This is a genomic window from Imperialibacter roseus, assembly GCF_032999765.1.
Classification (GTDB): domain Bacteria; phylum Bacteroidota; class Bacteroidia; order Cytophagales; family Cyclobacteriaceae; genus Imperialibacter; species Imperialibacter roseus.
Genome location: NZ_CP136051.1, coordinates 5603840 through 5630239 on the forward strand (window position 1 = coordinate 5603840; position 26400 = coordinate 5630239).

Here is a 26400-nt window from a genome sequence, read left to right on the forward strand (position 1 = left end):
ATAACGCCGATTGTGCAAAATAATGCGGATATTTGCCATCTTATGGAGAGCACCAGACAACAAAAATACGCCCGCTTAATACAGAAAGAATTAGGGGAAATTTTCCAGCGTGACACAAAACACATGTTTGGAAAGGCCTTTATCACCATTACGCTGGTGAAAATGAGCCCAGACCTCGGCTTTGCCAAAGTGTACCTCAGTATATTCATGGCAGAGGACAGAAACGAAATGCTGGCACAGATCAACGAACGCAAGAGCCAGGTTCGTAAGCTGCTTGGCCAAAGGATCGGCAAACAGGTAAGAATAATTCCTGAAATTGCTTTCTTTATTGATGACACTGAGGATCATGCTCACAAGATGGATAGTTTGATCAACAGCCTTGAGATTCCACCGGCGGACGAAACTGACGATACAGAAGATTAACGAACTACTACTTTGAATCTACCTCTATTCATCGCCAGGAAGTATTTCGTCACCAAGAAAAAGAAGAATTTCATCAATATCATCTCCATTATTTCTATGGTGGGGGTGGCCGTTGGCACCATGGCATTGATCATCGGTCTGTCATTTTTCAATGGGCTGGAGGATATTCTCAGAAACCTGTACGGCACATTCGACTCGCAGATAAAAGTAGAGGCTTCAAAGGGGAAAAGTTTTGTAGCCAACAAAAGCCTGATTGATTCAATAGCGGCCGTTCCGGGTGTGTCGATAGTGTCGGAAGTAATCGAAGACTTTGTGCTCATTTCCTACAACGACACCGACATGGTGGCCAAAATAAAGGGTGTTAGCGACAATTTCATTAGTAACCACCGCTTTGATGAGCACCTTGTTCAGGGCGAGCTCCTGCTTAAAAAAGACAACGCTCCAAGGGCTATCATTGGTCGTGGTATTCAGTACGCTCTTTCTATTTCAGCCAACAACGATTTCCTGGCATTACAGCTTCATTATCCAAAAAATGTAAACCCGGGTTCGTTAAGCCCATCCAGCTATTTCAATAAGCAAAGCATTATGCCAGGTGGCTTTTTTGCGATTGAGAAGCAGTACGACGAGACATACATCTTCGTTCCGCTAGATTTCGCTGTTACCCTAACCGAGTTTGGCAACAAGAGAACAAGCCTGGAGCTGCAACTGCAGGAGGGTTTCACGCCAGAAGGTGTGAAGCCGGCTTTACAAAAACTACTTGGTGGCCAATTCAAAATCCAAACTTCAGAAGAGCAACACTCCGATCTGTTTAAAATACTGAAGTGGGAGAAACTTTTCGTTTTTCTCACCTTCTCGTTTATTGTGGCCATCGCCTCATTTAATATCTTCTTCTCGCTTTCCATGCTTGCCCTTGAAAAGAAAAGAGATGTGGCGATCCTCTATGCGCTTGGTGCCACAGATAAGCTTATCAGGAGAATCTTCGTGTCGGAAGGTGCACTGATCGGACTTATCGGTGCCTCTATCGGCCTCGTGCTGGGCCTTACTTTAAGCTATCTTCAGCAGCAGTTTGGAGTTGTTTCTTTGGGTATGCAAAGCTCTATTGTAGACGCCTATCCTGTGCTCATCGATCCCCTGGACGTTGCCGTTACTGCAGTGCTTTCTATCCTGGTCACCTTGCTTGCCTCCTACAGACCCGCCTACCTGGCCAGCAAATCAAAGTTTATCGCTGACTTGTGAACCCATCAGCGGTTCATTTTTGCCGTATATAAAATGAATCGCTCTCGGGTGCTTCACGAATAAGGCTATCAATGTTTTAGTTTTCAACTGATTGGGGAAACTTCGTTGATTTTAGAGTCAAACAGATTACAGAATTTTGATGCTTATTTGACCGATAATGGTTAGTTTTCAGGTTTGAAAATTTTTTGAATCTATTAATGAACGTTTCACCAGCAAAACCATTCAAATTAATTTATTCTCTGTTCCAGCACGAGTACCTCGGCTATTTGGCGGAATCGTTCGTGGTACAAGTAGATGAAAAAGGCAGGCTTTCTTTGGCTTCTCAAAATATTTCCTTCAAGAACGCACAGGAGTTTGCTTCCGGGCTGGACGAAGTCGATTACGAACTCATAAAGACGATGGACTCGATGCAGCAGGATGCGGTGGTGAGTCACTTTCATAAAAAAAAGATCAAGCCGGCTGAATTCTTTTTGAAAACCTACGACACCGAAAAAGGAAACAAGCTACTACAGCAGGAAATTGAGCAGTACCTGGAAAGAAGGAGAGGAAAACTACTGCCCTTGATGGTGAACAAGGAGGTGTACGAAATGGGGCGAGATGGTGACCCTGCCTGGAAAAAGCTGGAATGGCAGGACGAACCGGCAACTGTTCTCTTCCACTTTAGGCGGAATGAGGACAACACCCACTATTTCCCAACATTAAAATTGAACGGCGAAAAGCTTGAATTCAACAACAAGGGGGCCTACATCGTAAGTAAAAAGCCTGCCTGGATGGTGATGGACAATATGCTGTTCACCTTCAAAAAAGAAGTAGATGGTCACAAACTGCTCCCGTTCTTAAACAAAAAGTTTATTGTGATCCCCAAGTCGGTGGAGGATACTTACTACAGGAAATTCGTCGCTCCTCTCGTTGCAGCTTTTGACGTATATGCCAAAGGCTTTACCATCAACACTGTTAGCTTCCCTCCAAAGGCTGTCATCACTTTTTCTGAACTTGCGTCAACAAAAGAGTTATCACTCTTTTCCGACGAGGGCAATGTGGCTGTGGCAGGTGATCCCAACGATGAAAAAATGCTTTTTGAGCTCGTCTTTCAATACGGCCCGTACAAATTCAAAGCTGAAAATCTGACAGAAGTGAGTGTGTCGGTAGAGCAAAACGGAGACGATTACACATTTCACAGGGTCAACCGTGACCTGACAAGAGAACGGGAAATTATCGCCCTATTGAAAGAGTCGGGGCTGGAGTTGAAGCATGCAAAGGCCACCCTGAACAAAGGGGAAGCGTTCAGTTGGATGTCCTTTACCGCCCCAAAGCTGGCAGAGCTTGGAGTCAAGCTCCAGCAAAACCAAAAGGGAGACAAGCGGTACTTTATCGGTACTTCACAAATCTCGATTGAGGTAAGAGAAAACATTGACTGGTTCGACATTTTTGCCACGGTCCGGTTCGGGGAGTTTGAAATACCGTTTCAAACCATCAGAAAGCATATCATTCGGAAGCAAAGGGAAATCAGGCTCCCCAATGGGGAAATCGCCGTTATCCCCGAAGCCTGGTTTACGGAATATTCAGAGCTTTTCAATTTTGCCGAAGATGGCAAAGCTGACGGAAGTGCCGTTTCACTCAAAAAACATCACCTGGCGCTGGTTAAGGAGTTGAGCAATAGCGACCTGGCTACCGTTACACTCAGCAGAAAACTGGAGAAGTTGCGGGGCTTTGAGGAGATCGAGGACTTCCCGGCCCCATTGCATTTTAAGGGCACGTTAAGACCCTACCAGAAAGCTGGGTTCAATTGGCTAAGGTTCCTCAACAGCTACAACTTTGGCGGCTGCCTGGCAGACGACATGGGCCTGGGCAAAACCGTGCAGACGCTCGCAATGCTTCAAGCCGTGAAAGAAGAACAAAACGGCAACACCGGCACCAGCTTGCTTGTCATGCCCACATCGCTTATCTACAACTGGGAAAAAGAAGCAATAAAGTTTACTCCCGGCCTCAAAGTGCTGAACTACACAGGCACACAAAGAGAGAAAGATGTAACCAAATTTGCTGACTACGACCTGGTGCTCACCAGCTACGGCATCGTGCGGCTTGACATCGACTTGCTGGAAAAGTTTTACTTCAACTACATTATACTTGATGAGTCTCAAGCCATTAAGAACCCTTCTTCCAACATTGCCAAGTCGGTGAAGAAACTTCGATCGAAGCACAAACTTATTCTGACGGGAACACCAGTCGAAAACACTACGCTGGACTTGTGGTCGCAAATGAGCTTTATCAACCCCGGACTTTTGGGAAATCAGGCATTTTTCAAAAATGAGTTCCTTAACCCTATTGAAAAAAAGAACGACGAAAAGAAGGTTCAGAAGCTTTACGCCATTATAAAACCGTTTATTCTGCGGAGGAAGAAAAACCAGGTGGCTACTGAGCTGCCTGAGAAAGTTGAAAACGTTCAGTATTGCACCATGACTGCCATGCAGGAAGAGGAGTATGAAACAGCCAAGTCACTGTTCAGAAACAAAATCATGGATCAGATAGAAACGGATGGCGTCAACAAGTCGCACATGATTTTGCTACAGGGCCTGACAAAGCTCCGGCAGATAGCCAACCACCCCAAGCTCGTTGATCCCGACTATGGTGGCGACTCAGGAAAGATGGAGGACGTGACCCACATGCTGGCAACAGCGGTAGGCAAAGACCATAAAATTTTGGTTTTTAGTCAATTCGTGAAACATTTGGCTTTGCTGGAAAATTACCTGAAGGAAAACAGAATTACCTATTGTTATCTCGATGGATCAACGAAGGATCGACAAGCGCAAGTCGAGAAGTTTCAAAATGATCCATCTATTCAGGTGTTTCTGATTTCCCTAAAAGCTGGCGGGCTGGGCCTCAACCTAACAAAGGCCGATTATGTGTTCCTCCTCGACCCCTGGTGGAACCCGGCCGTGGAGGCACAGGCTGTGGACAGAGCGCACAGAATTGGGCAGGAAAACAAGGTTTTTACCTACAAATTCATCACGAAGAACACTGTGGAGGAGAAAATATTGGCGCTTCAGCAGTCGAAAATGAAGCTGGCTACGGAATTAATTAGCACCGAAGAGAGTTTTGTAAAAAATCTTTCAAAAGAAGATATCCAGAATCTATTAACCTAAAAACCACTAGTAATGACTGATCAGGAAAAAACCGCCGTTGAAGGCGAAATCGCAACACTGGAAGGCAAGCTTACCGGCGACATGTTTCAGGACATGGAGATCAGGGACAAAATCCACAACCTCAAAATGACACTTGAAGGAGTTCGCCCGAGCAACTCTGAGTTTGAGTGCGTGGGCTGTGGGAGCTAATGAATGCTCTTCGGTAATATTTTCTGACCTGCCCCTCCGCAACCGGCAGCTCGAAGCTAAAAGAGAGACGGCAGGTTAGGTTTGAATTTCCCACTTAAAAATTTATCAGCCACCAGCAACACAGCAATGGCCGTGGCAATCACCACGAGCTGAATCAGCGCTGGATTGTCGATTGCTTCGAGCATAGGAGCAAAGTCGAACGCTGGGAGTTCAGGAAGGTAATCGGGCTTTACAGATGGGCTCTGTACCGTTTCCTGAAATAAAGGCAGTATGCTCAGTACAGCAGCGAACATAGCTGCAAAAATCCCCAGTGCCATCCAAAGAAGGCGATTGCTTTTACTGGCCCTGGCCTTTCCGGCCTCTATCCTATTCATGATGCCATCGGTGAAAAATACATCATCGAGCTCCATCATGTTATGCCTGGCCATGAGCTTGTCGGCATTTTGCATGCTTATCAACTGCTTTTGCAAAACGTTGTCCTTGCTTATTTGCTTTTCCAGCTCTTTCCTCTCAGCGGCTGGAAGTTTATTTTCTAAATAGTCGAATAATCTTTTTTCCATGTTTTCCATTGCCTTTTCTTTTTAGGTCAATGAGGTTATTTCCTCCTGCAAGCACTTGCCCAACCATTCGGCCAGCTTTTTTCGTGCCCTGAAAATTTTTACTTTAACATTGTTGGGGGCAAACCCAGTAACTTTTTCTATCTCCTCCAGCGTCAGTTCCTGAAAGTAATATAGTGTAATCAAAAACGCATCATCCTCAGGCAGCCGTTCAATCGCCTTATTGATCCAGGCCCTCCTCTCCTTTTGCGACAACAGTTCACTGGAGTTCATGCCGTCCGCATCCAAAACGCCAGAAGCCTTCTCAATATCTGTTTCAGGTAGTCTCTTTTTTCTCTTTTTACTTATAGCAGTGTTAAAAACAATTCTATAAAGCCATGTGCTGAATTTAGCGTCTCCTTTGAACGATGAAATATTGTTGTAGGCCTTGATAAAAGAGTCCTGTGCCACCTCCTGAGCATCTTCATGTGAGCACACCACCCTGAGGGCAAGCGTGTAAACATAGCTTTTGTGCCTGTCTACCAAATGGCGAAAGTAGGCAGACTCGCCCTTTTTGATAAAGGTGATTAGCTCCTCTTCTGTATAACTAGTTTCTGACACCGCCCCTATGACGCATCTTTGATTACAGAAGTTACCGAAAAAAATAATAAGTTTTCATTTGTAACCGCTGCAAAGAGTGGGGCGTCATAGGGGCAAATCAAAACTTAAAATAATATGCACGGACCGGAAGTATTAATCCCATTAGCGTTGTTTACCTCCATTGCTATCACCATTATCTTTTGGAGGAAGTTTCTAAACGACGAGCGACTAGCCGCCATTGAAAAAGGCGCCGACCCCAATATTTTCAGAGGGAAGTCAACCAATAGCATTGCGCTTAAATTTGGGCTGTTGTTTATTGGTGTAGGCTGCGGAATTTTATTTGGGGGGCTTATTGAAGGCTTCTTCAGAGACGAAGAGGTAGCCTATTTTTCCATGATTTTTATCTTTGGAGGAGCCGGGCTTTTTATCTCACACAAAATGGAGCAGAAGGAGAACCAATAGTATCTATTGGTTCCTTTTCTTGTTTACCTTGAAGTCGAAAACATCTTCTCGTTTGTAATGACCCGTTACATCAAGGGTCATTTTTTCCTTTATAGTCTCACGCAAGGGCAACTCTACCTCAATCGTAGTTTCCAAATCGAAAATAGGCTCCCGGATGTAAAATCCATCAGGCCCCACCACACAACTCCCACCTTTCAGGAGCAAGCTTTCGGGGTTGGCTTTTAATTCTTCGGGAAGCTCAAAGGCTGCGGGAATGTCTTTTGCTCTCAGTATCTGCCCAACGGCCAGCACAAAACACCGGCCCTCAAAAGCGTATTGACGGCTGGCTACCTGGTGCATTTCGTGTACCGTGGGCCACAACGCAATGTGAACCTGCTCGCCTGTTTCGTGCATGGCTTGTCTGGTAAGTGGCATCCAATGCTCCCAGCAAATGAGCCCGCCTACTCTTGCACCGGCCACTTCAGCTGACCGCAATCCGTTTCCATCACCGACGCCATAGATCAATTTTTCCGTGAAAGTCGGCATCAGCTTTCGGTGGTGCACAACCAGCTCACCCGCCGGGCTAATAATAGCCATTGAATTATACAACGTTCCATTGGCGCTTCCGCTGCCGGTTTTCTCATTGATTCCGATACATATAGCTATACCGAGGTCGGACGCAGCCTGTTGTAAAACAGTCATTTCAGGCCCGTCGATCACTATCGCATTTTCATGGGTTTTTGCGAAGACCTCTTTTGTTGGCTCGTGGTTCCACAGTGCAGCACCCGGGCAATAGTCGAGCCAGGCTGGGTAGCCGCTTAGCCAGCTTTCGCCAAAAACGGCCAACACATTTCCACCGCTGGCCGCCTCCCTTATAAGCACAAGCGCTTTTTCCAAACTCCGCTTCTTGTCAAGATACTCGGGGGCGTGTTGAATAATGGCTACTTTCATTTGACCGCTGTCAGTTAAAAAAGCTATCGTTGAGGGGGTAGCCCAAAAGCACCTCGTCGTAGATCAGATCGGCACTGCCATCTTCCGTGTCCATCACAAACACCGCTGGTACTTTCACGCCCCCGAGGTCCATGTATCTGAGGTATTTGATTTCCTGCACGTCTTTTTTTGACGACTTTGACACACTGATAATTCTTTCGAGCACTATTTCGTAGGTTCCTTTATCAACTAAAAACTCCAATTGTGATTCTTCGGTGTCAGTTACGAGCTTGTAAAATTCCCTGTTATTCCATTTTTCGGCGGACAAACTGAATTGGCCATTTCCTGCCTCCCGCAAAGGCGACGTTGACCTTAGCATCCAAAACAGGTCGAATGATTCCTTTCCCTCCAACTCCGTAGTAACACCACCCTGCCTGCTGACAGCCCTTCCATTGGCATAGGTGTCCGTCCACTTGACTCTACCCTGTGTCCACTCAATCTTTATCTTATCCGGAAACTTAAGATAGGCCACAAAGGTGACCGGCTCCATGGTGAGCGGGACGTAGCGACCCTTGATGCAAGCCGTGCGAAGCTGCTGAAGACTTGCCTCCCCGATCATACCAAAATGTTTTTCAACTACCTGATTTTGTGCGAAAAGCGCAGTCTGGACAAGGAAAATCAAGGTCAATACAAACCCCGCCACAACAGGCCCGGAAAGATTTTCATGCGCAAAAAGAAGTTTTCTCATAGTTATATGTCAAAAGTAGCAAAAACCAAACATTTCATCCTATTACTTAGATCATATAAAATATTGAATTAATCCAATTATAGGCGCTGATAGTGACCATTTGACCGCATAGAAGGGTTGCTTTTCGATTGAATTGTAGAAAAAAACATACATGTAAGGGGAGGTGGCAGCTTCCGAAAATTGAGAGACTGCTACCCGTTACTTTTGGATTATACTTTACTCTCTCTGGTTATGCTAGTTGAAATTTTAAACGGTTACGAGAAAAAAGGCCCGATGGCTGCGAAGGATTCAAAGGCCTTTGTAACCACCAATATTATCAATTACTTTTTTGGCGCCATTAACACCTTTGTAGCCCTGACACTGTTTCTTTCAGGCAACAACGACCCAGCTTTTACTTTCTTTCTGATCAGCCTGATCCACCTTTCTCTTACGTTTTACACTAATCTGAAGGGAAGAATATGGAAAAGATACACTTCGCTATTCAATGCCAATCTCTTTGCAATACTTATCGGCTACGCATTCGAAGATATCCTGATTGTTCAAATTCTTTTCTTCGTCCTGCTCATCGGGATTTCTTCCCTCTTATTTGGTAATAAACAGAGAAACTCCCTGATTCTTTGGTTCTCTGTTCCCTTTTTACTGCTAACGACCACCGCCCTTCAAGCCGTTGTCAGCGACATCACTCTTGCCCACCTGCCCGTCAGGATTGTGCTCACAACTCTGGGAATATTTGCCATTGCCTTCGGACTTGGGTCAACAATTTTAAAAGTTCGTCAGGTACAAACCGTGTTGGATGCCTTGCTTAGGTCATCTTCAAAGGAAAAAAACCCTTTTTCCAGCCTTTCGACCAGCAGCCTTAAGCTGATCAAGAACAATATCACGGAGCAAGAAAACATCTACAAACTGTTAGCTACACATTCAAAAGATATTATCCTGCTTTGTTCAATGCGGGGAGATATCACCTACGTTTCGCCTGCAGTAGAGGCCATATTAGGTTACCAACCCTCTGAGGTAATAGGTACAAACATCAAGCTGTTTATAGACCCCAGTGCCAAAGGATTGGCTACTGAAGGTACCAACATCGACTTCTCGGTAAGAACCAAAACTGGCAACTACGTTTGGCTGGAAGCGGCTATACAGAAGATATCTGACGAAAAAGGAGCGCATATTCAAACCCAGGCCATTCTTAGAGACGTGACCGAGCAAAAGTGGCTGAACGAAGTACTTAAGCAAACGACACAGCTGGCACACATTGGTGGCTGGGAGACCGACGTAGTGTCGGGAAGAAGTACATATACAGACAGTTTGGCCGAGCTGCTAGGGTTCAAAAGCGGCGAAATTCCCGGCATGCCTGAAATACTGAAATTGTTCACGAAAGAGTCAGCCGAAAAAATTGCTAAAGCCTATAGCGACGTGTACCACAAAAATATCAGTTTCGATATTGAGGCCCAACTCACCGTTGCCGGGCATGCCACCAAATGGGCCAGAATAGTCGCTGAGCCCAAATTAGAAAACGGCCGTTTACATAAAGTCATCGGCAGCCTAATCGATATTACCGAAAGGAAGAGAAACGAAGAAGCACTTAAAGAGCTTGCTATGGTGGCTCAATATTCGAGCTCCGGCACCATTATAAGCGACAAGAATGGGCTAGTGGAATGGGTCAACGAAGCATTCATTACAATGACAGGATACAGCCTGGAGGAAATGAAAGGAAAAAGGCCAGCAGAAGTTCTCCAGGGTCCGGAATCCGATGCGCAGGTTAGAAAAGCCATGAACGAGGCGCTCGACTCTGGCGCAAGCTTCAGAGGAGAAATCATCAAATACAACAAGCGAGGCGAAGCGTATTGGGTAGAAATACAGATAAACCCTGTATTCAGCGAAAATGGTGAGCTGATAAAATTCATATCAATCGAAAATAATGTGAGCGAGAGAAAAGCTGCTGAAACCAAACTCCTGGAAGCAAAGAAAAATGCTGAAGAGGGGTCAATGGCCAAAGAGCAGTTTCTGTCGACTATGACGCACGAAATACGGACACCGCTCAATGCTGTAATTGGCATGAGCAAGATCCTTATGGATGAGGATCCTCGCAAAGACCAGGTGGAGCTTCTTCAAACGCTCCACTACTCTGCAGAAAACTTACTCACGCTGATTAATGACATCCTTGATTTTTCAAAAATATCAACGGAGAACATCCAGTTCGAAAACATCCCCTTCAAGTTCAATGAAGAAGTGGCCAAGGCGGTGCATTCAATGAAATTCAAAGTGCAGGAACGGGGAAACACTATCGAGTTCGAGGGCGATACGAAGCTTCCGACGCTGCTTGAAGGTGACCTGCACAGAATTGTTCAGGTGCTCAATAACCTCATTGGCAATGCCACCAAGTTTACTGAAAAAGGAAAGATTAAAGTAGCCACAAAACTGCTTCGTCAAGACAACAACAAACTTTGGATCAGGTTCTCAGTGACCGACAATGGCATTGGGCTGAGCAAAGACAAGCTTCAAATCATCTTTGAAAAGTTCAGCCAGGCAGATGCCTCCACGTCACGAAAGTATGGTGGAACGGGCCTTGGCCTGGCCATCTGCAAGATGATTGTAGAGCAGCAGGGCGGCAAAATATGGGTTGAGAGTAAGAACAATCAAGGTTCTACCTTCTACTTCGATATCCCACTAAAAACGACAAATCAATCAATTAAAAACGACCAGCATATGACCCACCTACTTGAATCTTTGGAAGAAATCCGTGTTCTTACGGTTGACGACAACCAAATCAATCAATTGGTCCTAGATCGTTTTCTGAAAAAATGGAACGTCACTTTCAAGCAGGCAAGCGACGGCAAGGAAGCCATTGAGCTAGCTAACCGGGAGAAGTTTGACATTATTCTTATGGATCTTGAAATGCCGGTTATTGATGGCTACCACGCTAGCCACGAAATCAGGGGAACAAGTAATTTCAATTGTGATACACCGATAATTGCCCTAACTGCCTCCACAAGAAAAGAAGTTGAAGGCAGGGTATATGCAGCTGGAATGAATGACGTGATGATGAAGCCATTTAATCCGGCCCATTTGCATCAATTGCTAATGGACTATACCATGCCCGTCCGGACTTTGCATCATGTGGCATAACGAGCAAGGCCACACAGCGTGGCCTTGCTTGTTAATTATGTCTCATAGAAACCTTTGCCTTTTCAGCATGCAAACAGGTAAAGTCGATCACTTTTCTATTTTTTCTGAATCCTCCATGTCTCAGTGAAGCTTCCAGCTTCATCAGAAATAACCAGAATATACATTCCCGGTGTAAGTCCAGATATATCCATTGCTGTTCTTTGAGGCCCTTGGCTATATGGAAGGGCATGTAACATCAGCTCTCTACCGGTCATATCCGTCACCCTCATGTTAAGGCTTTCAACCTTTCTTCTTACGAAATAGTCGAGATTGATGATGTCATCGCCTGGGTTAGGATACACGTTGAGGTCACGAAGGAATGGAGCTGCAATCCCTTTTACGGATACTTTGTCAACTACAATTCCTTCGGGGGTCACAAGTGCAGCCACCGAAATCTCGTTGAAATCCGTCTGTGTGCCTAGTGTTAGCAGAATATCAGAACTCTGATCCATTGGAACACCCGGGTACTGAATATTGATCAAATATGTATCGTCAGTCAGTGTGCCAAAACTAAAATTCCCTTCTTCATCTGTCACAGTATACGCTACAAAATCATAGTCGAACTCATTGCCCTTTGCCCTGAATCGCTGGCGGCTCAAGCTTACCCCAGCCCCGGCAACACGCTTTCTGTCAAGAATTCGAGCTTCCTCATCCGGAATCGTATTGTCAGGTAAATCCGATTCAAGTGACCCGCCAATCACACCATCACCATTTAGGGGTGGAGGGGTGCCTAACAGAGAAATGGCTAAGCCAGTAACCGTATTCCTTACTCTTAATGTATCCGCTTGTATCCAGTCTATAGTGCTTGAATAATAGGTTTGCAGAGCGTCGGGGAACAACTCTAAATCCGGCTTGGCAATAATGATGTAATCACCAAGCACAATTTTTTCAGCTATAAACGCCCCTTCAGGCGACACTTGTGCTGCTGCAATGGAGTCGTAGGGGCCGTCTTTGATTTTGTATACAATAGCGACGCCGCTGGTCAATGGGCTTTGATCGAAAGCTGAATTTATCGAACCAGAGATCGTTGTTGTGGCCAGCACGTTCTGATTTCTGTTTCGAATGCTAAAATCAGGCACTTTCGGGCTCTTCACCTCGACAAAATATGACCCCATTTTATCGTAGTTAACATTGTCGATAATGTGGAATCGCTTTGTTGCACCTTCAATAGGCTGGTCGTTAAAGTACCACTGATAGCTGTTGGTAAGACCGCTGACCTCAATCGCAACCTTGTGAGCCTGCCCGACAGGGACACTGTCGTATCGGGTTTCACCAAACCTGCGCTGCGGACTGAATAAGAACTTGTCACCAAGGGCAGCCAGGTTTGTTTCGATGCTGACAAAGCCGAGTCTATTTCTTGTTAAATCCACAGAGGTTAAGCTGTCTAATCGCTTAAGGTCAGGAAGAAACCTGATCTGGTTGTCTATTGCCGGGTCGAACGAAGGAGCAGAGTTAGAAAGATTAATTACGGCTAGCTCGCCAATGTCTCTGATCGCAGCTGGCATAGGGCCAACCATGCGATTGTTTGGCAAATTAAGCTGGCTCACTCTTCCATTCTTGAGCGTTACCCCGGCCCAGGTAGACAACTCTCCCTCGAGCCAATTGGTCTTATTTATCCAGTTAGGGCCGTCGGTTCCCTCGTAGATAGCCACCAGGGCTAAACTGTCTCTTTTACGGGAGGAAATCTTCAACACGTACTCATCTGTGTCCAGCACAAGGTCTGGCACCGATGCATTGGCTACCCGGGCAAAGTAGGTGCCTTCATCGTTCTCTGTCGTACTTGCTATAAAATAGTCTTGTTCTACCGCACCAGCAACCTCCGCATCATCTTTGAACCACTGGTAGCTGTTCGTGGAACCTCCCATTTCTAACTCAAACAGGAACGGATCACCTGCGCTATGCAACGTATCGAGTGGGAGCCCAAACCTTCCTTGCGGGCTGTACACAAAGCCATTCACAGCCAGGTTTGGCTCTATGGATCCAAAGCCAACCTTGTTATTTGAGATATTTAGCGTGTCGAGACTGGCCAGCCCAGTGAGGTTTGGCACGAACGTGAATTGGTTCTGCTGCAAAATAAGAATCTGCAAGCTGTCCATGGTAGCAACTCCTGCTGGCACCGAACCTTCAAGCTGATTGTCGAAGAGGTAGAGCGACTTCAAGCTTTTAAGCTTGGCAATCGAGTCGGTCAATGCACCAGTGAGCTTGTTCTGATGCAGATACAGCGCCTCCAGGGCGGCCATATTACCAATTTCTGCTGGTATCGATCCATCAAACTGATTAGCATCAAGCGCAAGAACCTTCAGTTTATTGAGGTTCCCAATCGTAGGTGGTATTATTCCTTCCATTTGGTTGCCCATCACTCCAAAAATAGATTCCAGTTTGGTGAGGTTGCCAATTGATGCTGGCAGACCACCTATTAGCTGATTTCGCCCCAAATCAAGTGCGCTGAGTGACTGAAGCAGACCGATGTCATCCGGAATCTCGCCGCCTATTCGGTTGTCATTCAGGTACAGCATTTCGAGCCTTTTCATCCCCGTAATGCTTGAAGGAATGGATCCGGTCAATTGGTTGGCTCCCAGGTTCAATATGCGTAGAGAATCCATGGCAAATAGCTCGGCGGGCAGCTCCCCTATCAAATTGTTTCCGGGAAGATCGATTTCTACTACTCTGCCATTAGAGGTCTTTATGCCATGCCAGAAACCAACCGGCAAAGCCGACTTCCAATTGGTTTTGTTCGTCCAGGTATCGCCACCGGTAGTGTCATACAACTTAACTATAGCCGCCCGATCCGTTGAGTCCATTTGGCTGGCCGTCTTGAAAAAGCGCAAATTAAGCCAATCACCACTTGCGGTTTTGTACTCCATCCACAATGTATCGGGCGCATAAACAACGGAGGACACAGACGCCAAAATTCCGGTAGGGTCTGTAAGGGAGGATTTTGATGCCACGTTGCATACTCTGCTAAGTGTGTCAATAACCGCCGCCGAGCCGAAATACTTCTTGTAGTAGCCGCCCGTTAATCCATTAACGATGTAGGTGCCGGGCCCTGTTGAATAAATGGCCGCATATGACTCCTCACTTGGTATGATTACCCCGTCTCTTTTTCTTGCACCATACTTCACCAGATAATCTCCATCCGATAAAGGAAGTGCCCCACAGGACATTGTAACATTCACGGCAGCTGACACGGCCGACTGGCTCACACTTTGTCCGTAGGCAATTACCCTCACATTGTAAACACTGTCAGGCAAAAGGTTTTTTACGAGCACCTGTGATGTGTCGGAGGGTACCACCTTGACATTTGAAAAAGCAGTTGCGCTTAAAAGCTTGGCCTGCACGAGGTACGAAGAGGCATCAACTACTGGCGTCCACTCGATATAGGCAGACGTGGTGTTTGCGGCAACAGCCCTGCTGATAGCAGGAGCCAGTGGCGTAGCTGACTGACCGTGCATGCTGAAGAATAGATCCCTTTCTTCAACTCCTTCAAATTTTGCTGACCCAATTTGTGCATTAAAATGCACCCCGCCTGCCACAACAGCCGCATTATGATAGGCTGAGTAATTCATTGCCCAGGAATATAGCTCTCCCTCACCGGCATCTGCCCATTTAATAGTGCCATTGGTATCAAAAGAAGCAAGGTATAAAAGGCCTCCATTGACAACCGGGCCTCCAAACTGTGTCGGTTCAATATCCATTGCACCTGCCACAAAAAAGCCTGTGGGGTCTGAGGCTATTTTATACGGGTAGTCACTTCCTTGTGGCGTTCCAAAAGTTTTCCCCCATATGCCCGCACCTGTGCTGCCGCTCAACTTCGCAATCAAGTTTAATTGCCCATTTTGGCTTACAGTTATCGTGTCTATCGAAATCGAGCTGCTTTTGGGGAAGGCCAACACCAACACATCTCCATTTGCATCAAGGGCAATGTCCCTGGCCTCATCGTCGCCTGTACCACCTATAGATCGAAGCCATTGTATGTTTCCTGCGAGGTCGTAGTGAGCTACAAAAAGGTCTGTTCCACCAATGCCCGTGGCAGGAAGTCCGCCAAAAGTCCAGTCGTTGTTGTATTTCCCCAGAACATATACTCCGGCATTATTGACTTTTACTCTTTGGAACTGGTTAACAAAGGATGTTTGAGCGGAGACCAAAGCCCCTTGCAAAGCCAGCAGTGGTGCCCCGTTGGCGTCATATTTCAATAGCGCATGACCTCCTCCGTTTAAGGTTGTGGCCCCGTGAGTAAGACTACCGTTGAAATAGCCCGCCACAAAAACATTTCCAACCGAATCGACGGCGACTGACAGTCCCCCGGAATCGCCACTTCCGCCGGCCGGCTTGGCCCAAATAACGTCGCCGTTTGCCGCATTGAGCTTAATGGTTATCATGTCCGTATGGCCCAGAGCAGGGAGCGAATCTGCCCCAATGGCCATCGCACCATTATAATAACCCGTCACATACACACTTCCCTGTCCATCAATCTGAACTCCCTCTAAAATATCGGTTCCAGTGCTGCCGAAACTTTTTGCCCAAACTGGGCTGCCTAGCGAATCAAGTTTGACAGCCAAAAGGTCATGTGCTCCTTTGCTGGTGACTTGCAGAGCTCCAAATGTGGTAGTGTCTGTGGCATAACCAACCAAATAGGAATAACCCGATGCGTCGGTGACTATATCAAGAAAGTTTTCCCTGCCCCGTCCCTTAAAAAACTTCGTATTGTCCCAGGAATCGGCCAAAGAATTCGAAAACGTAAATACTTCTTCAGTATAGGTATAGTCGGAATATACACCTTGCAGAGATCTCAACCGGTAGTAATAGGTCTGTCCCGAGGCTACTGATGCATCGGAATAGGTTAGCACCGAATCAGGCAAGGATGCTATCTGGCTATATGGACCAAGGAAATCATCTGCTCTTTCCAAACTATAACTTGCTATACCTGGCACGGCGGCCCACTTCGCACTCACCGGCCCATTGAAGGTGGCAAATGCCTGAAAGGCACCAGGCGCTGCCGGAATCGGCAAACCAGAGTCGTTATGAAAAACCAAAAACCCATTTCTATTGCCCTTGTCTGTTAAGTCAGTGACACCAAAGCGCTGAGTATATTCGAAAGAGCCTGTCATTAGGATCCCCTGATCAACAGGCGAATATTCCAGCCCCCAGGGGAGACCGAACGAGCCTTCTGATTTATCTACCCACCGCACAGCACCATCGGTTCCGTAGGAAGCTATGAAAAGCTTTCCATTGCCGAGAGTGGAAGCGTCAAAATTGGTAGCACCGTACCCCATGGTGCCTGCTATGAATGCGCTGTTTCCGTCTGTAGTCAAGCTATATGGTGTGTCGTTTTCATTGGCCGTGCCAGCACTTTTACCCCACAGCACCGTTCCATCCGAGCCATTGACCTTAGTAAGGTAAATATCGTATCCCGTTCCGGAATTAGTAACACTTACGGCGTCGACAGTCGCTGCGCCTCCATCAAAGTCTCCCGCCCAAAAAACATTACCGGCAGCATCAACAACCACCTCGTTGCCGAACTCTTCTCCCGGCCCAGCCATGGTTTTTACCCATTTGAGAGAGCCGTCGGTCCCATAGTTAATCAGCACCGCATCTCTAAGTGCATTGGGAGTGATGGGCGTGCCCTCAAAAGACCACTGGCCGTCTACTTCACCGGTAACATAAACATTACTACCGCTAACTGCCACCGAGTTAAAAGTGTTGACAAATCGGGTATTGCCCACAAGTGTACCAAAACGTGCAAAAATTTTACTGCCGTCGGGGCCCACTTTAAACAGAGCCGCTCCTCCTCCTCCTCCGCTAAAAGTAGTGGCGCCAAATGTGAAGTCGCCGTTATAGTAACCTGCCAGGTAGGCGTTCCCGGCGGCATCAGTAGCAATTTTGTTTACGGTAGCATCTCCGGGAGCGCCCAGGGTTGTGATCCACGTAACCGTTCCATCCGGCGAAAGGCGGGCAACGTAGCCATCCTGTGCGCCACCAACCGGCGCCGGTGCCGACTGGCTGTCCACCGTAAATGCCCCACGATGGTAACCCCCCACATAAATACTCCCTCCAGGGCCTATGGCCACGTCAATGGCAAGATCCACGGCAGGGCTTCCAAATGTTTTTATCCAATCAATGGTTTTGGTACTATTCACTTTAATGACAATGGCATCGTTGGCGCCGTTGGAGTAAATACTGTCTCCATTCAAAAACAAAGTACCTGCAAAATTTCCCGCCAGATAGGTATTGCCCAGGCTGTCCACCGCCATATCAAGAAGGGTTAGCCGACCCGGGGTTGTGAACTCCTGTTGGATATTCCAGGTGTCGGGCAGGCCGGTGGTGAAAGTGGCTGTAACAACGGACGGCGAATATGCAGATACGGTAAGTCCGTTTTCATGCTTGAGCCGATAATAATATACAGTGTTGGCAAACAGCCCAACATCTGAATAACTAGATATCGTGTCACTAAGTATACCAACTGTCAGAAAAGGGCCTGCATCACTGGTAGCACGTTCCAAATAGAGAGAGCCCCCATTGGCAAATTGGTAAGGTGTCCATTTCAGTTCAATGCTATTTTCCGACTTGGTACCGGCCAATAGCCCCTTTGGTACAGTGCTATTTTCGGTCACGGTCAAAACTTGATTAATCCCCGGATTTAGAATTACGTCGGTATTGCCTGAAGGCCAGTCCACAGTGACAGAGGTAATTGCTGTTTGTGCTCCGAGACCAAATTTGGTGATCATCGAGTTTGATACAGCAAATCCAGATCCAGATTTCACCGTACTGATACGAGACCCTGCCCCAGAAACTAGTGTTATTTTCGCTCCGATTCCTTGTCGGTTGGATGCCACGCCATTCAGCTTTACCTTCGTCCAGTTATTTGCATTAGTAACATTTGTATACGCCCTTGGTATGTCTTCAATATGCACGAATGCATCGTCATTTGTGCTTGAAAAATTCACAAGATCAGTAAAACCATCATTGTTGAAGTCGGAAACAGAAAGGCTACCAAATGTATATGCAGTGTAAAAGCTTTGTTGCAATGGCGTGACCAGGGTAAAATTACCAAGGCCGTCATTCAGATATACCTGTTGTTCATTGCTTGACTGTATCACCATTAGATCAAGGTCGCCATCATTGTCAATGTCTTCAAGGGCGGAAGTTCGCCCAATAATTTCTGTTCCGGTTCTCGTCAGGTCGTCTGAAGATGCGAAGTTCCCGGCACCATCATTGATAAAAAAAGTAGTTTGGGATCCTGGATTCTGGCTTAACTGCACTAAATCAACAAATCCATCATTGTTGATGTCGCCCCATGAATGACCTCTGGTGCTGGTTATTGCTTCTGTTACTAGTGGGTTTGTCGTATTTTGTGTGAAAGTTCCGTCTCCATTGTTCCGGAAATAATATCTGCCAGCTGTTTCCGAAAGAAACAAATCAAGAAAACCGTCGCTATCAATATCGATCCAGGAAATTGTTCCCAAAGATCCTAATAGCAAATTGAATGCACCCGGCACCTCCGAAAAGGTTAAATCCCCATTGTTTTTAAAAAGTGTCACAGGACTTGACACATTAGAGCTACCAAACACTGCAAGGTCAATAAAACCATCGTTGTCGTAGTCTCCAAAGGCCCCACTTTCAATGTTGTCAAGATCGGTGACTACAGGCAGGGGCACCGACGTGAATGTATTGTCAGCATTGTTTACATATATAACCGAAGTGGCTGGCACCGGAGCCCCTATCCTGTAGCCTAGGTCAGGTACAAACAGGTCAGGGTATCCATCATTGTCGATATCGCCCCAGGTGGCGCTTCTCACATCTGCCAAATCCGTCGTTATAGCGCCCGCCGACATGGAGGTGAACGTGCCGTCTCCATTGTTCTGGTATAGTTTGTTTACAGACCCCGGGCCGCCGATGTCAAGAGTTCCTATAAATAAGTCCTCATCCCCATCCTGATCAAAATCCGCCCACGCCTGGCCGTAAACAACTCCTGATACGGTTTCACCAAAAATGGAATTGGTGTTATCAATCTGAAACAAAGATTCATTGGCCAACATCGCCTCTCTGGGTTGAGATACCAAAGTCAATAAAGTCAAAGTGGGGTGGTTAGCCAGCAAAGTGTACGTACCGGTGTCAAGCACTGTGAAGGAGGGGATGTTAAGAGCAGTGGCTACTTGACCACCAACGTCCACAGCATTTTTTTGCCATTGATAAGTTACGCCAGTGCCTGCAACGGCAGGAAAAGAGAGTGTTAGCGGCTCAGTGGTTCTCAACAATAACTCTGTCGGGTTAAGTGCGCCAAATGCCTTTTGTGGCGCATAAGTGAAACTTGCTATCGAAGTATGAGGCTCAAGTTCAAGGAATTGAAAATTGTTGTCGCTAACATCCAAAGTAGCCAGTGATACTATACCGGACAAATCAGGTAAGTTCGTGAGTGAATTGCCTTGCAGATAGAGGGCGGTGAGTGAAGTAAGGTTAACCAATGACGCCGGCACATCTCCTGAAAACTGGTTATTATTCAGCCATAAAGTGCCCAAATTCACCAAGTTCCCTATTTCAGTTGGGATCGTTCCCGAAAACTGGTTGGGAGCCAGATCTAAATAGGTCAAATTGGTTAAGTTACCAATCGACGTTGGCAGTGGCCCTGACAACTGGTTATTCCAAAGCTGGAAATCGACCAAAGCTGTGAGGTTGCCAATTTCTGTAGGTAGCGCACCCGTCAGTTGGTTACCTCCGAGGTTTAATGAGGCCAATGAAGTAAGGTTGCCTATTTCGACAGGAATGTTGCCATTTATTGAGTTAGAACTAAGGTCAAGGTTTGAAAGGTTTGCAAGGGTTCCAATTGAAAAGGGAAGAGTTCCTATCAAATTATTTGAAGGCAAGGAGATAGAGGTTACTCTGTTGAAACCCGTGACTCCGTCAAAGGCCGTGGTGACACCTTGCCATGTCCCTATGCTCGCCGATGTTTCCCAATTGGTAGCCGATGTCCAGGTTGCCCCACCCAGCGTGGCATATAGCTCTCTTATCACCAGTGAGTCTGGCTCATAGGTTGCCTGAGCCTTGACATGCGACGGTTTGGAAATCAGCAAAAAGAAAAAAACTACAGTTGCTACTGCCAGAAAGGCATACTTCGTCTTGGGAGTGTTTGGTTTGGTTGGCATAATACTCAGGCTAGCGCTAATACAATTTAAGATATTGTAACAATAAAAACTATTTACCACAAAGCCATCGAAAGTTTGACTGATGGGGCAAATTGTGTACACAGTCGAACAGCTAATTGACTCATAAGCGTACAATTAAACAATACTCCTAATTGAGTATTTTTATAAAGCGCTGTTAACCAGAAAGATATGCAAACAGGTACGTAACTTGTTGCTGGTTTTATATAAATTTTCTCTTTATGCTAAGAAGTTATGTAGTTGTAGCCATAAGAAATTTGCGTCGCCAGGGCTTTTATAGCTTCATCAATATTTTTGGTTTAACAGCCGGCGTGCTTTCCAGTCTGTTTCTTTTGCTCTACATAAAGGATGAACTAAGCTTTGATGCCTTCCACAAAAACGCTGATCAAATATACCGTGTAGGCATGCACGCCTCCATTCAGGATACCAAGGTGGACATCTGCCAGGCCATGTCACCGATTGGGCCTACCATGAAGACAGATTTTCCCGAGGTTGAAAATTTTGTCCGTATCAACTACCCCGGAAGAGAACTGGTGACCAAAGAAGACCAGCAGTTTTATGAGGAGAAGTTCTATTTCGCCGATTCCTCTTTCTTCAGCGTTTTTAGCTTTCAGCTGGTAACAGGTGATCCAAGAAAGGCGCTCGTTGCCCCAAATTCTATCGTATTAACGGAAAGTATAGCAAAGAAATACTTCGGTGAGGACGAACCCCTGGGCAAAGTGATTAAAACCGGCTCGGAAGAATGGCAAAGAATCGTAACGGGCGTAATGAAAGATGCCCCAGTCAATTCTCACTTTCGACCCAAGGCACTCATCTCTTATAGCAGCCTGCCCGCACAAGGCCCATCAGCGTGGGGCAATATCAACGACTGGGTATACCTTCAATTAGCTACCGGCACAGATCCAAAAATAGTCGAAGCAAGGTCTCCAGCGTTTATGGAAAAATATACCGGAGAGCTGTTTCGACAGTTCAATGCAAAGGCCGATTTTTACCTTGAACCGCTCCTCAGTATTCACCTTTATTCAAAAAACGAGGGGCAAATCGAGCCTGGAGGAGACATCACCTATATCTATGTTTTCTCTATCGTAGCTATTTTCATACTGCTTATTGCCTCCATTAACTATATGAACCTGGCCACTGCACGGGGCACCATGCGGGCCAAAGAAGTGGGCATCAGAAAAGTGCTTGGTTCTTATCGCAAGCAACTCATGATCCAGTTCACTGTAGAAGCCATAGTGGTGACACTTCTTTCTGTCGTGTTAAGCGTGGTTCTAGCATTCTTCCTTCTTCCCTATTTTAATGATCTTGCTGACAAAGCAATCACCCGAGATTTCTACAAGGATCCCATTATTTTGCTTGCTTTGAGCGGGGTTTTGGTGTTTTTAGGTTTGGTGTCGGGAAGCTACCCGGCTTTCTACCTTTCAAGGTTCCAGTCTGCGCAGGTACTAAAGGGCAGGGCCTCCTCCAAATCGGGTAATCCGGCACTCAGGAAAGCTCTGGTGGTCTTCCAGTTTTCCATTTCGATCATTATGGTGATATGCACCTGGGTGGTATACGACCAGCTCAACTTTATGAAAGAAAAGAACCTGGGCTTCAACAAGGATCAGGTCATCCGTATTCCGCTGGAAGGGCAAGAAGCACGCAAAAAACTCGATGTGCTAAAACAGGCGCTTTTGACTAACCCGGACATTTACAGTGTAGGGTCTGGATGGGCTACTCCTGGAGGTGATTTCAACCTGAACGGCATATTTGTGGAAATGGAGCAGGGAGGTTTTACGGAAAAGGGGTTTATGAGCTGTCAGGTGGATGCTGGCTACCTCCCAACGCTTGAAATAGAAGTGGTAGAGGGGCGCAATTTTTCCGAAGGTACAAAGAGCGATACTTCCAACGCTGTGATAGTGAACCAGGAGCTGGCCCGGGAAATGGGCTGGACGGAGCCTATAGGCAAGCGGTTCAAGGTAATGACTGGTGACGGCCTGCAAACCCGGGAAGTAAAAGTGGTAGGCGTTATTAAGAACTTTCACCAGAGAGCTCTTCAGGAGCCTATCATGCCCATGATTATTCACAACAGCATCCAAAACGGTATTTTGCTGGTGAGGATCAACACGGCCAACACTGGCGATGTGCTAAGCTTTATCGACAAAACATGGAAAGATATTATTACCAACAGGCCACTGCAGTATTCCTTTCTTGAGCAGGATTTCTACGAGAAATACCAGGCAGATGAGTCGAAAGGTCAGGTTTTTGCCACGTTCTCCATTTTTACCATTGTCATTGCCTGCATGGGCTTGTTTGGCCTTGCGTCGTACACGGCAGAGCAAAGGAAAAAGGAAATCGGCCTGAGAAAAGTGATCGGTGCCTCGGTTTCGAGCATCATGCTATTGATTTCGAAGGACTTTTTGAAGCTGGTTGGCGTTTCTATTTTGATCGCCTTCCCTATCGCCTATTATGCCATGAGCAATTGGCTTCAGGAGTTTGAATTCAGGATCAGCCCCAGCCCAATCACTTTTATTTCTTCGGCTGGCCTCATCCTGATTGTCACGCTGCTTACAGTCGGTTACCACAGCCTGGTAGCGGCTACGGGGAATCCGGTGGCCTCATTGAAAGACCAGTGAGGCTCTTAAAATATCTTTGTCAGATTCAGGCTGAAGCCTGGCAGCACCATTTCACCATCAAGAACCTTGTTGAATGGAGTTTCAATCATTCCTTCAGAGCGATAAATGTATGTCGCCCTCTTTGCGGAGTCGATCAACCAGCCAAGACGACAACCATTGCTTTGATACTCTTCCATTTTCTTGTGTAGCTCGGAAAGCCGATCAGAAGGAGACATCAGTTCAATGATGAAATCGGGGCAAATTGGCGGAAACCTTTCTTGCTCTGCAAGTGAAAGTGCCTCCCATCTGGCTTTTGCAACCCATGATGCATCGGGGGATCGAATGGCTGCGTTTGGCAGCGTGAATCCGGTAGACGAATCAAACGTGTATCCAAGGTTGGTTTGCTCATTCCACGCATCAAGCCTCGCACCAATGCGCATTCCCTTATTACCAATAAAGCCCCCGCTTGGTGTCATAATGATAATTCTTTTATCAAAAGTTCGCTCAAACTTCAAGTCTCTGTTTTGCTGGCAAAACAGATAAAACTCCTCCTCAGTAAAGGAGTCAAGTACTTTATCCGGAAATTTGAGTTCGAAAGAGTCCATTTCTTGCCTTTTACTCAAAGATAGTAAATCTGCAGATATGCTTGTAGAAGTATCAGGGAGTCGTACAGATTGTAATGCCAGCAAAAGGACTGCTGCCAGATGCCCCCGGGATATATTCAATGCGAAGATTGAGCCCACGCCAAATGAGCAACAGGCCCAGACAGGCTATAAAAACGGGAGCCAGCTTTCTTATGTTCAGCCAGCTGAGATGATTGACAAATGTGCTGCCATAGGAAATGGCCAACAACATGGGCCAGGTGCCCAGGCCAAAGAAGATCATGTAAAGGCTGCTCTGAAAATAGTCGGCCATGGAGAGTGAACCGGCTATGGCAATGTAGACCATGCCACAGGGCAGAAGGCCGTTCAATCCGCCGAGCCAAAGTTGGCGAAACGGGCTATGGGAGGCCACAGCTCTACCGATCCATTTTCTCACGCCGCCTGATAGCCATCCGCTGGTTTTTGTACTAAGGTAGTGACTGTGAAATCGGGAAGAAATCAGGGGAAATATCACTGACGCAAGCAGCCCAACGCCTAACAGGAGAGAAAACCACTTTTGCAAACCTGCGAGTTGAGCGGCAAAGCCAAGGCCACCCAGTATAAGGCCCAGCAAAGCGTAGGTAAGAATTCTACCCGTGTGGTAGGTGATTTTTCCATAGCCGCTACCTCCTTTGTGAAGGGCAAAAACAAGCGGGCCACACATGCCTGCACAGTGTAGGCTGCCAAATAGTCCAAGCACAAAAGCTGACCAGAGCGGCATATCAGATCACTATTGTTTTCTCTTCAAAGAAAGTCTGCCCCCCCTGCTGCCAGGAAATTTTCATTTTCCAAAGTCCCCTCTTTAGCCGAGAAGTGTCCATTTGAAAACTTCCTGTATCGTCCAGCTGCAGCAAAAACTTCTTATCAAGCTTGGCATCAGATGGACGAAACATAACGACTTCGCCAGTCAACGCAGCTCCTTGCTCGCCGAATGACAGCTCCAGTCGGTTCTCTCCCGGAATTCGGGTTACCTCAACTTTCCTCCGTGATTCCTGTGCATTAGAAATATCGTCGATCCTTGTTTGGTATTTGATTTCCTGCTGGTAGTAGTCTGTTGAAACCAGCGACACATCCTGGCGCACACAAACCACCACAAGGCTGATAATAAGGCCAGCAAATAGCACAAAGGCTACTGTAATCCAGCTCCCGAAGTTCATGGCTTTTTCTGTTTAAAGGGTCCTAAAAAGTTTGTCTTTATCTCATCAAGCAACTCCCCATCTCTATAGAGTTGTATCACCAGCTTATTACTGGTTTCGGTCACGTTCTCTCTGGGCAGGTCAATAAAGTAAACGGACTCAAGGTTGCTGGCTGCCGGTATCACCAGGCCTTCGCCCCCCACCCGGTCAATCGTGCCTCCGTTGGCGTCTTTCAGCTTCACTTCTATGTGAATATCCTCATAGGTTTTGTTCACAAACTGAATATTGTAAAGATTGGAGATCATTCCGTTTTCTTTCTCCTGATACAGCATCCCCGGAACACGCAGCATGGTAGCTTCCACGTCTGTTCGGGTGGTAAGCAGAAAGGCCAATAGCCCCAAAATTCCCACAAGAACTGTAGTGTAGGCGGCTATCCTGGTGTTGAAGGAAAACTTTTTCCCCTCACTGACCATACTGTGACTGTAGTAACCAATGAGGCCCGTTGGGCGATCAACTTTCGTCATTACGTCATCGCATGCGTCTATGCAAGCTGTGCAGTTGACGCACTCCAGCTGGGTGCCGTTTCTGATATCAATTCCGGTTGGGCACACGTGCACACAAAGCTTGCAGTCGATGCAATCGCCCTTAGGTGGTTCAGCTTTCGCTCCGGGTACTTCTTTCTTTATTTTTCCTCTGGGCTCGCCCCGCAACCAGTTGTAGGCCACAACGATTGACTCTTTGTCGAGAAGCACACCCTGCAAACGGCCATAAGGACAAACAGCGATACAAGCTTGCTCTCTAAAATAGGCAAAAACCCAAAAGAAGATCCCTGTAAAAGCAATAAGCCCAATGAAACCCGCCATGTGTGCTGTGGGCGGCTGCGATACAATGGTAACCACCTCGTCAATCCCTATCAGATAGGCCATAAGGGTATGGGCGATGAGCGCTGAAATCGCCAAAAAGATGGAAAGCTTGAGGCCCTTCTTCCAAATCTTCTCAAAATTCCAGCCTTGTCTGGCCAGTTTACGCTGCTGATTGGCATCCCCCTCAATCCAGTACTCTATTTTCCGAAAAACCATCTCCATAAAGATAGTCTGAGGGCACATCCAGCCACACCAAATACGGCCGAATACAACGGTAAAAAGGATCACAAAAACAAAGAAGGCGATCATGCCTATCCCGAAAATGATGAAATCCTGAGGCCAGAATACCGTGCCGAATAAAATAAACTTGCGCTCGAAAATATTGAACAGGAACATTGGGTGCCCCTTCCAGGAAAGGAAAGGGGCACCAAATAATAAACCTAACAAAAGCACTGTTACTGCTATCCTGTAAGTGTGGTACTTCCCTTTGGGCTTTTTAGGATTAATCCACACTCTCTTGCCTTGTTCGTCTACAGTGGCAATCGTATCACGGTACAGCTCATCATATTCATATAAATCTTCCATCGCTTTTTTGGG

The 26400-nt window shown here is 46.6% G+C and carries 16 protein-coding genes; 7 read left to right on the forward strand and 9 right to left on the reverse strand.

The genetic code is table 11. The features are described from left to right. The first annotated feature begins 42 nt into the window (after positions 1–42). The 4 genes from rbfA to RT717_RS23690 all read left to right on the forward strand — a co-directional run bounded on the left by rbfA (position 43) and on the right by RT717_RS23690 (position 4991). Complete coding sequence (gene rbfA, locus RT717_RS23675; protein WP_317488816.1) at positions 43–423, forward strand: 30S ribosome-binding factor RbfA; 381 nt, start codon at positions 43–45, stop codon at positions 421–423. Positions 424–435: 12 nt separating this feature from the next. Then, positions 436–1659: an FtsX-like permease family protein gene (locus tag RT717_RS23680; protein ID WP_317488817.1), complete on the forward strand. Its 1224-nt coding sequence runs from the start codon at positions 436–438 to the stop codon at positions 1657–1659. Between the two features lie 197 nt (positions 1660–1856). Further along, positions 1857–4802, forward strand: coding sequence for a DEAD/DEAH box helicase (locus RT717_RS23685; protein ID WP_317488818.1), 2946 nt, complete (start codon positions 1857–1859; stop codon positions 4800–4802). 12 nt (positions 4803–4814) lie between these two features. Then, positions 4815–4991 carry a hypothetical protein gene (locus RT717_RS23690; protein WP_317488819.1) on the forward strand — a complete coding sequence of 59 codons (177 nt, stop codon included), beginning with the start codon at positions 4815–4817 and terminating at the stop codon, positions 4989–4991. Between the two features lie 56 nt (positions 4992–5047). Here the strand turns inward: RT717_RS23690 and RT717_RS23695 are convergent, their stop codons facing one another. Both RT717_RS23695 and RT717_RS23700 read right to left on the reverse strand, forming a co-directional pair. Then, positions 5048–5551: a hypothetical protein gene (locus RT717_RS23695; RefSeq protein WP_317488820.1), complete on the reverse strand. Its 504-nt coding sequence runs from the start codon at positions 5549–5551 to the stop codon at positions 5048–5050. A gap of 21 nt (positions 5552–5572) precedes the next feature. Next, entirely contained in the window at positions 5573–6148 is a 576-nt protein-coding gene (locus RT717_RS23700; RefSeq protein WP_317488821.1) for an RNA polymerase sigma factor, read from the reverse strand. A 114-nt stretch (positions 6149–6262) separates the two neighbouring features. Here RT717_RS23700 and RT717_RS23705 point away from each other — a divergent pair, with 114 nt between their 5' ends. Beyond that, complete coding sequence (locus RT717_RS23705; protein WP_317488822.1) at positions 6263–6589, forward strand: DUF6249 domain-containing protein; 327 nt, start codon at positions 6263–6265, stop codon at positions 6587–6589. 3 nt (positions 6590–6592) lie between these two features. On the opposite strand, the gene RT717_RS23710 is transcribed toward RT717_RS23705, so the two are convergent. Together RT717_RS23710 and RT717_RS23715 are read right to left on the reverse strand one after the other, a co-directional pair. Then, complete coding sequence (locus tag RT717_RS23710) at positions 6593–7519, reverse strand: carbon-nitrogen hydrolase family protein (protein ID WP_317488823.1); 927 nt, start codon at positions 7517–7519, stop codon at positions 6593–6595. A 10-nt stretch (positions 7520–7529) separates the two neighbouring features. Continuing rightward, on the reverse strand, positions 7530–8246 hold the full coding sequence (locus tag RT717_RS23715; RefSeq protein ID WP_317488824.1) for a hypothetical protein: 717 nt from the start codon (positions 8244–8246) through the stop codon (positions 7530–7532). Positions 8247–8477: 231 nt separating this feature from the next. Between RT717_RS23715 and RT717_RS23720 the strand changes: the two genes are divergently transcribed. After that, on the forward strand, positions 8478–11372 hold the full coding sequence (locus RT717_RS23720; protein WP_317488825.1) for a PAS domain S-box protein: 2895 nt from the start codon (positions 8478–8480) through the stop codon (positions 11370–11372). 95 nt (positions 11373–11467) lie between these two features. Here RT717_RS23720 and RT717_RS23725 read toward each other — a convergent pair whose 3' ends face one another. Beyond that, a complete protein-coding gene (locus RT717_RS23725; RefSeq protein WP_317488826.1) occupies positions 11468–20551 on the reverse strand; it encodes an FG-GAP-like repeat-containing protein in 9084 nt (3027 codons plus the stop codon). A 239-nt stretch (positions 20552–20790) separates the two neighbouring features. On the opposite strand from RT717_RS23725, the gene RT717_RS23730 reads away from it, so the two are divergent. Beyond that, positions 20791–23184, forward strand: coding sequence for an ABC transporter permease (locus RT717_RS23730; RefSeq protein ID WP_317488827.1), 2394 nt, complete (start codon positions 20791–20793; stop codon positions 23182–23184). Between the two features lie 5 nt (positions 23185–23189). Here the strand turns inward: RT717_RS23730 and RT717_RS23735 are convergent, their stop codons facing one another. From RT717_RS23735 to ccoG, 4 genes are read right to left on the reverse strand one after another with little or no spacing between them, the layout of a single operon-like run. Beyond that, positions 23190–23768: a Uma2 family endonuclease gene (locus tag RT717_RS23735; protein ID WP_317488828.1), complete on the reverse strand. Its 579-nt coding sequence runs from the start codon at positions 23766–23768 to the stop codon at positions 23190–23192. A gap of 52 nt (positions 23769–23820) precedes the next feature. Then, positions 23821–24525 carry a sulfite exporter TauE/SafE family protein gene (locus RT717_RS23740; protein WP_317488829.1) on the reverse strand — a complete coding sequence of 235 codons (705 nt, stop codon included), beginning with the start codon at positions 24523–24525 and terminating at the stop codon, positions 23821–23823. Between the two features lies 1 nt (position 24526). Further along, the gene (locus tag RT717_RS23745; RefSeq protein ID WP_317488830.1) at positions 24527–24961 is read right to left on the reverse strand and encodes a FixH family protein; all 435 of its coding nucleotides are present in this window, start codon (positions 24959–24961) and stop codon (positions 24527–24529) included. Then, positions 24958–26388, reverse strand: a complete 1431-nt coding sequence (gene ccoG, locus RT717_RS23750) for a cytochrome c oxidase accessory protein CcoG (RefSeq protein ID WP_317488831.1) — start codon at positions 26386–26388, stop codon at positions 24958–24960. The genes RT717_RS23745 and ccoG overlap by 4 nt, the downstream gene beginning before the upstream one ends. Positions 26389–26400: the final 12 nt, after the last annotated feature.

What these genes read in the sequence shown, in the direction of transcription:
- RT717_RS23740 (WP_317488829.1), bottom strand. Translation starts at nt 24,525, where the DNA reads ATGCCGCTCTGGTCAGCTTTTGTGCTTGGACTATTTGGCAGCCTACAC.
- RT717_RS23745 (WP_317488830.1), bottom strand. Translation starts at nt 24,961, where the DNA reads ATGAACTTCGGGAGCTGGATTACAGTAGCCTTTGTGCTATTTGCTGGC.
- RT717_RS23735 (WP_317488828.1), bottom strand. Translation starts at nt 23,768, where the DNA reads ATGGACTCTTTCGAACTCAAATTTCCGGATAAAGTACTTGACTCCTTT.
- RT717_RS23695 (WP_317488820.1), bottom strand. Translation starts at nt 5,551, where the DNA reads ATGGAAAAAAGATTATTCGACTATTTAGAAAATAAACTTCCAGCCGCT.
- ccoG (WP_317488831.1), bottom strand. Translation starts at nt 26,388, where the DNA reads ATGGAAGATTTATATGAATATGATGAGCTGTACCGTGATACGATTGCC.
- RT717_RS23710 (WP_317488823.1), bottom strand. Translation starts at nt 7,519, where the DNA reads ATGAAAGTAGCCATTATTCAACACGCCCCCGAGTATCTTGACAAGAAG.
- RT717_RS23725 (WP_317488826.1), bottom strand. Translation starts at nt 20,551, where the DNA reads ATGCCAACCAAACCAAACACTCCCAAGACGAAGTATGCCTTTCTGGCA.
- rbfA (WP_317488816.1), top strand. Translation starts at nt 43, where the DNA reads ATGGAGAGCACCAGACAACAAAAATACGCCCGCTTAATACAGAAAGAA.
- RT717_RS23690 (WP_317488819.1), top strand. Translation starts at nt 4,815, where the DNA reads ATGACTGATCAGGAAAAAACCGCCGTTGAAGGCGAAATCGCAACACTG.
- RT717_RS23730 (WP_317488827.1), top strand. Translation starts at nt 20,791, where the DNA reads ATGCTAAGAAGTTATGTAGTTGTAGCCATAAGAAATTTGCGTCGCCAG.
- RT717_RS23685 (WP_317488818.1), top strand. Translation starts at nt 1,857, where the DNA reads ATGAACGTTTCACCAGCAAAACCATTCAAATTAATTTATTCTCTGTTC.
- RT717_RS23720 (WP_317488825.1), top strand. Translation starts at nt 8,478, where the DNA reads ATGCTAGTTGAAATTTTAAACGGTTACGAGAAAAAAGGCCCGATGGCT.
- RT717_RS23715 (WP_317488824.1), bottom strand. Translation starts at nt 8,246, where the DNA reads ATGAGAAAACTTCTTTTTGCGCATGAAAATCTTTCCGGGCCTGTTGTG.
- RT717_RS23705 (WP_317488822.1), top strand. Translation starts at nt 6,263, where the DNA reads ATGCACGGACCGGAAGTATTAATCCCATTAGCGTTGTTTACCTCCATT.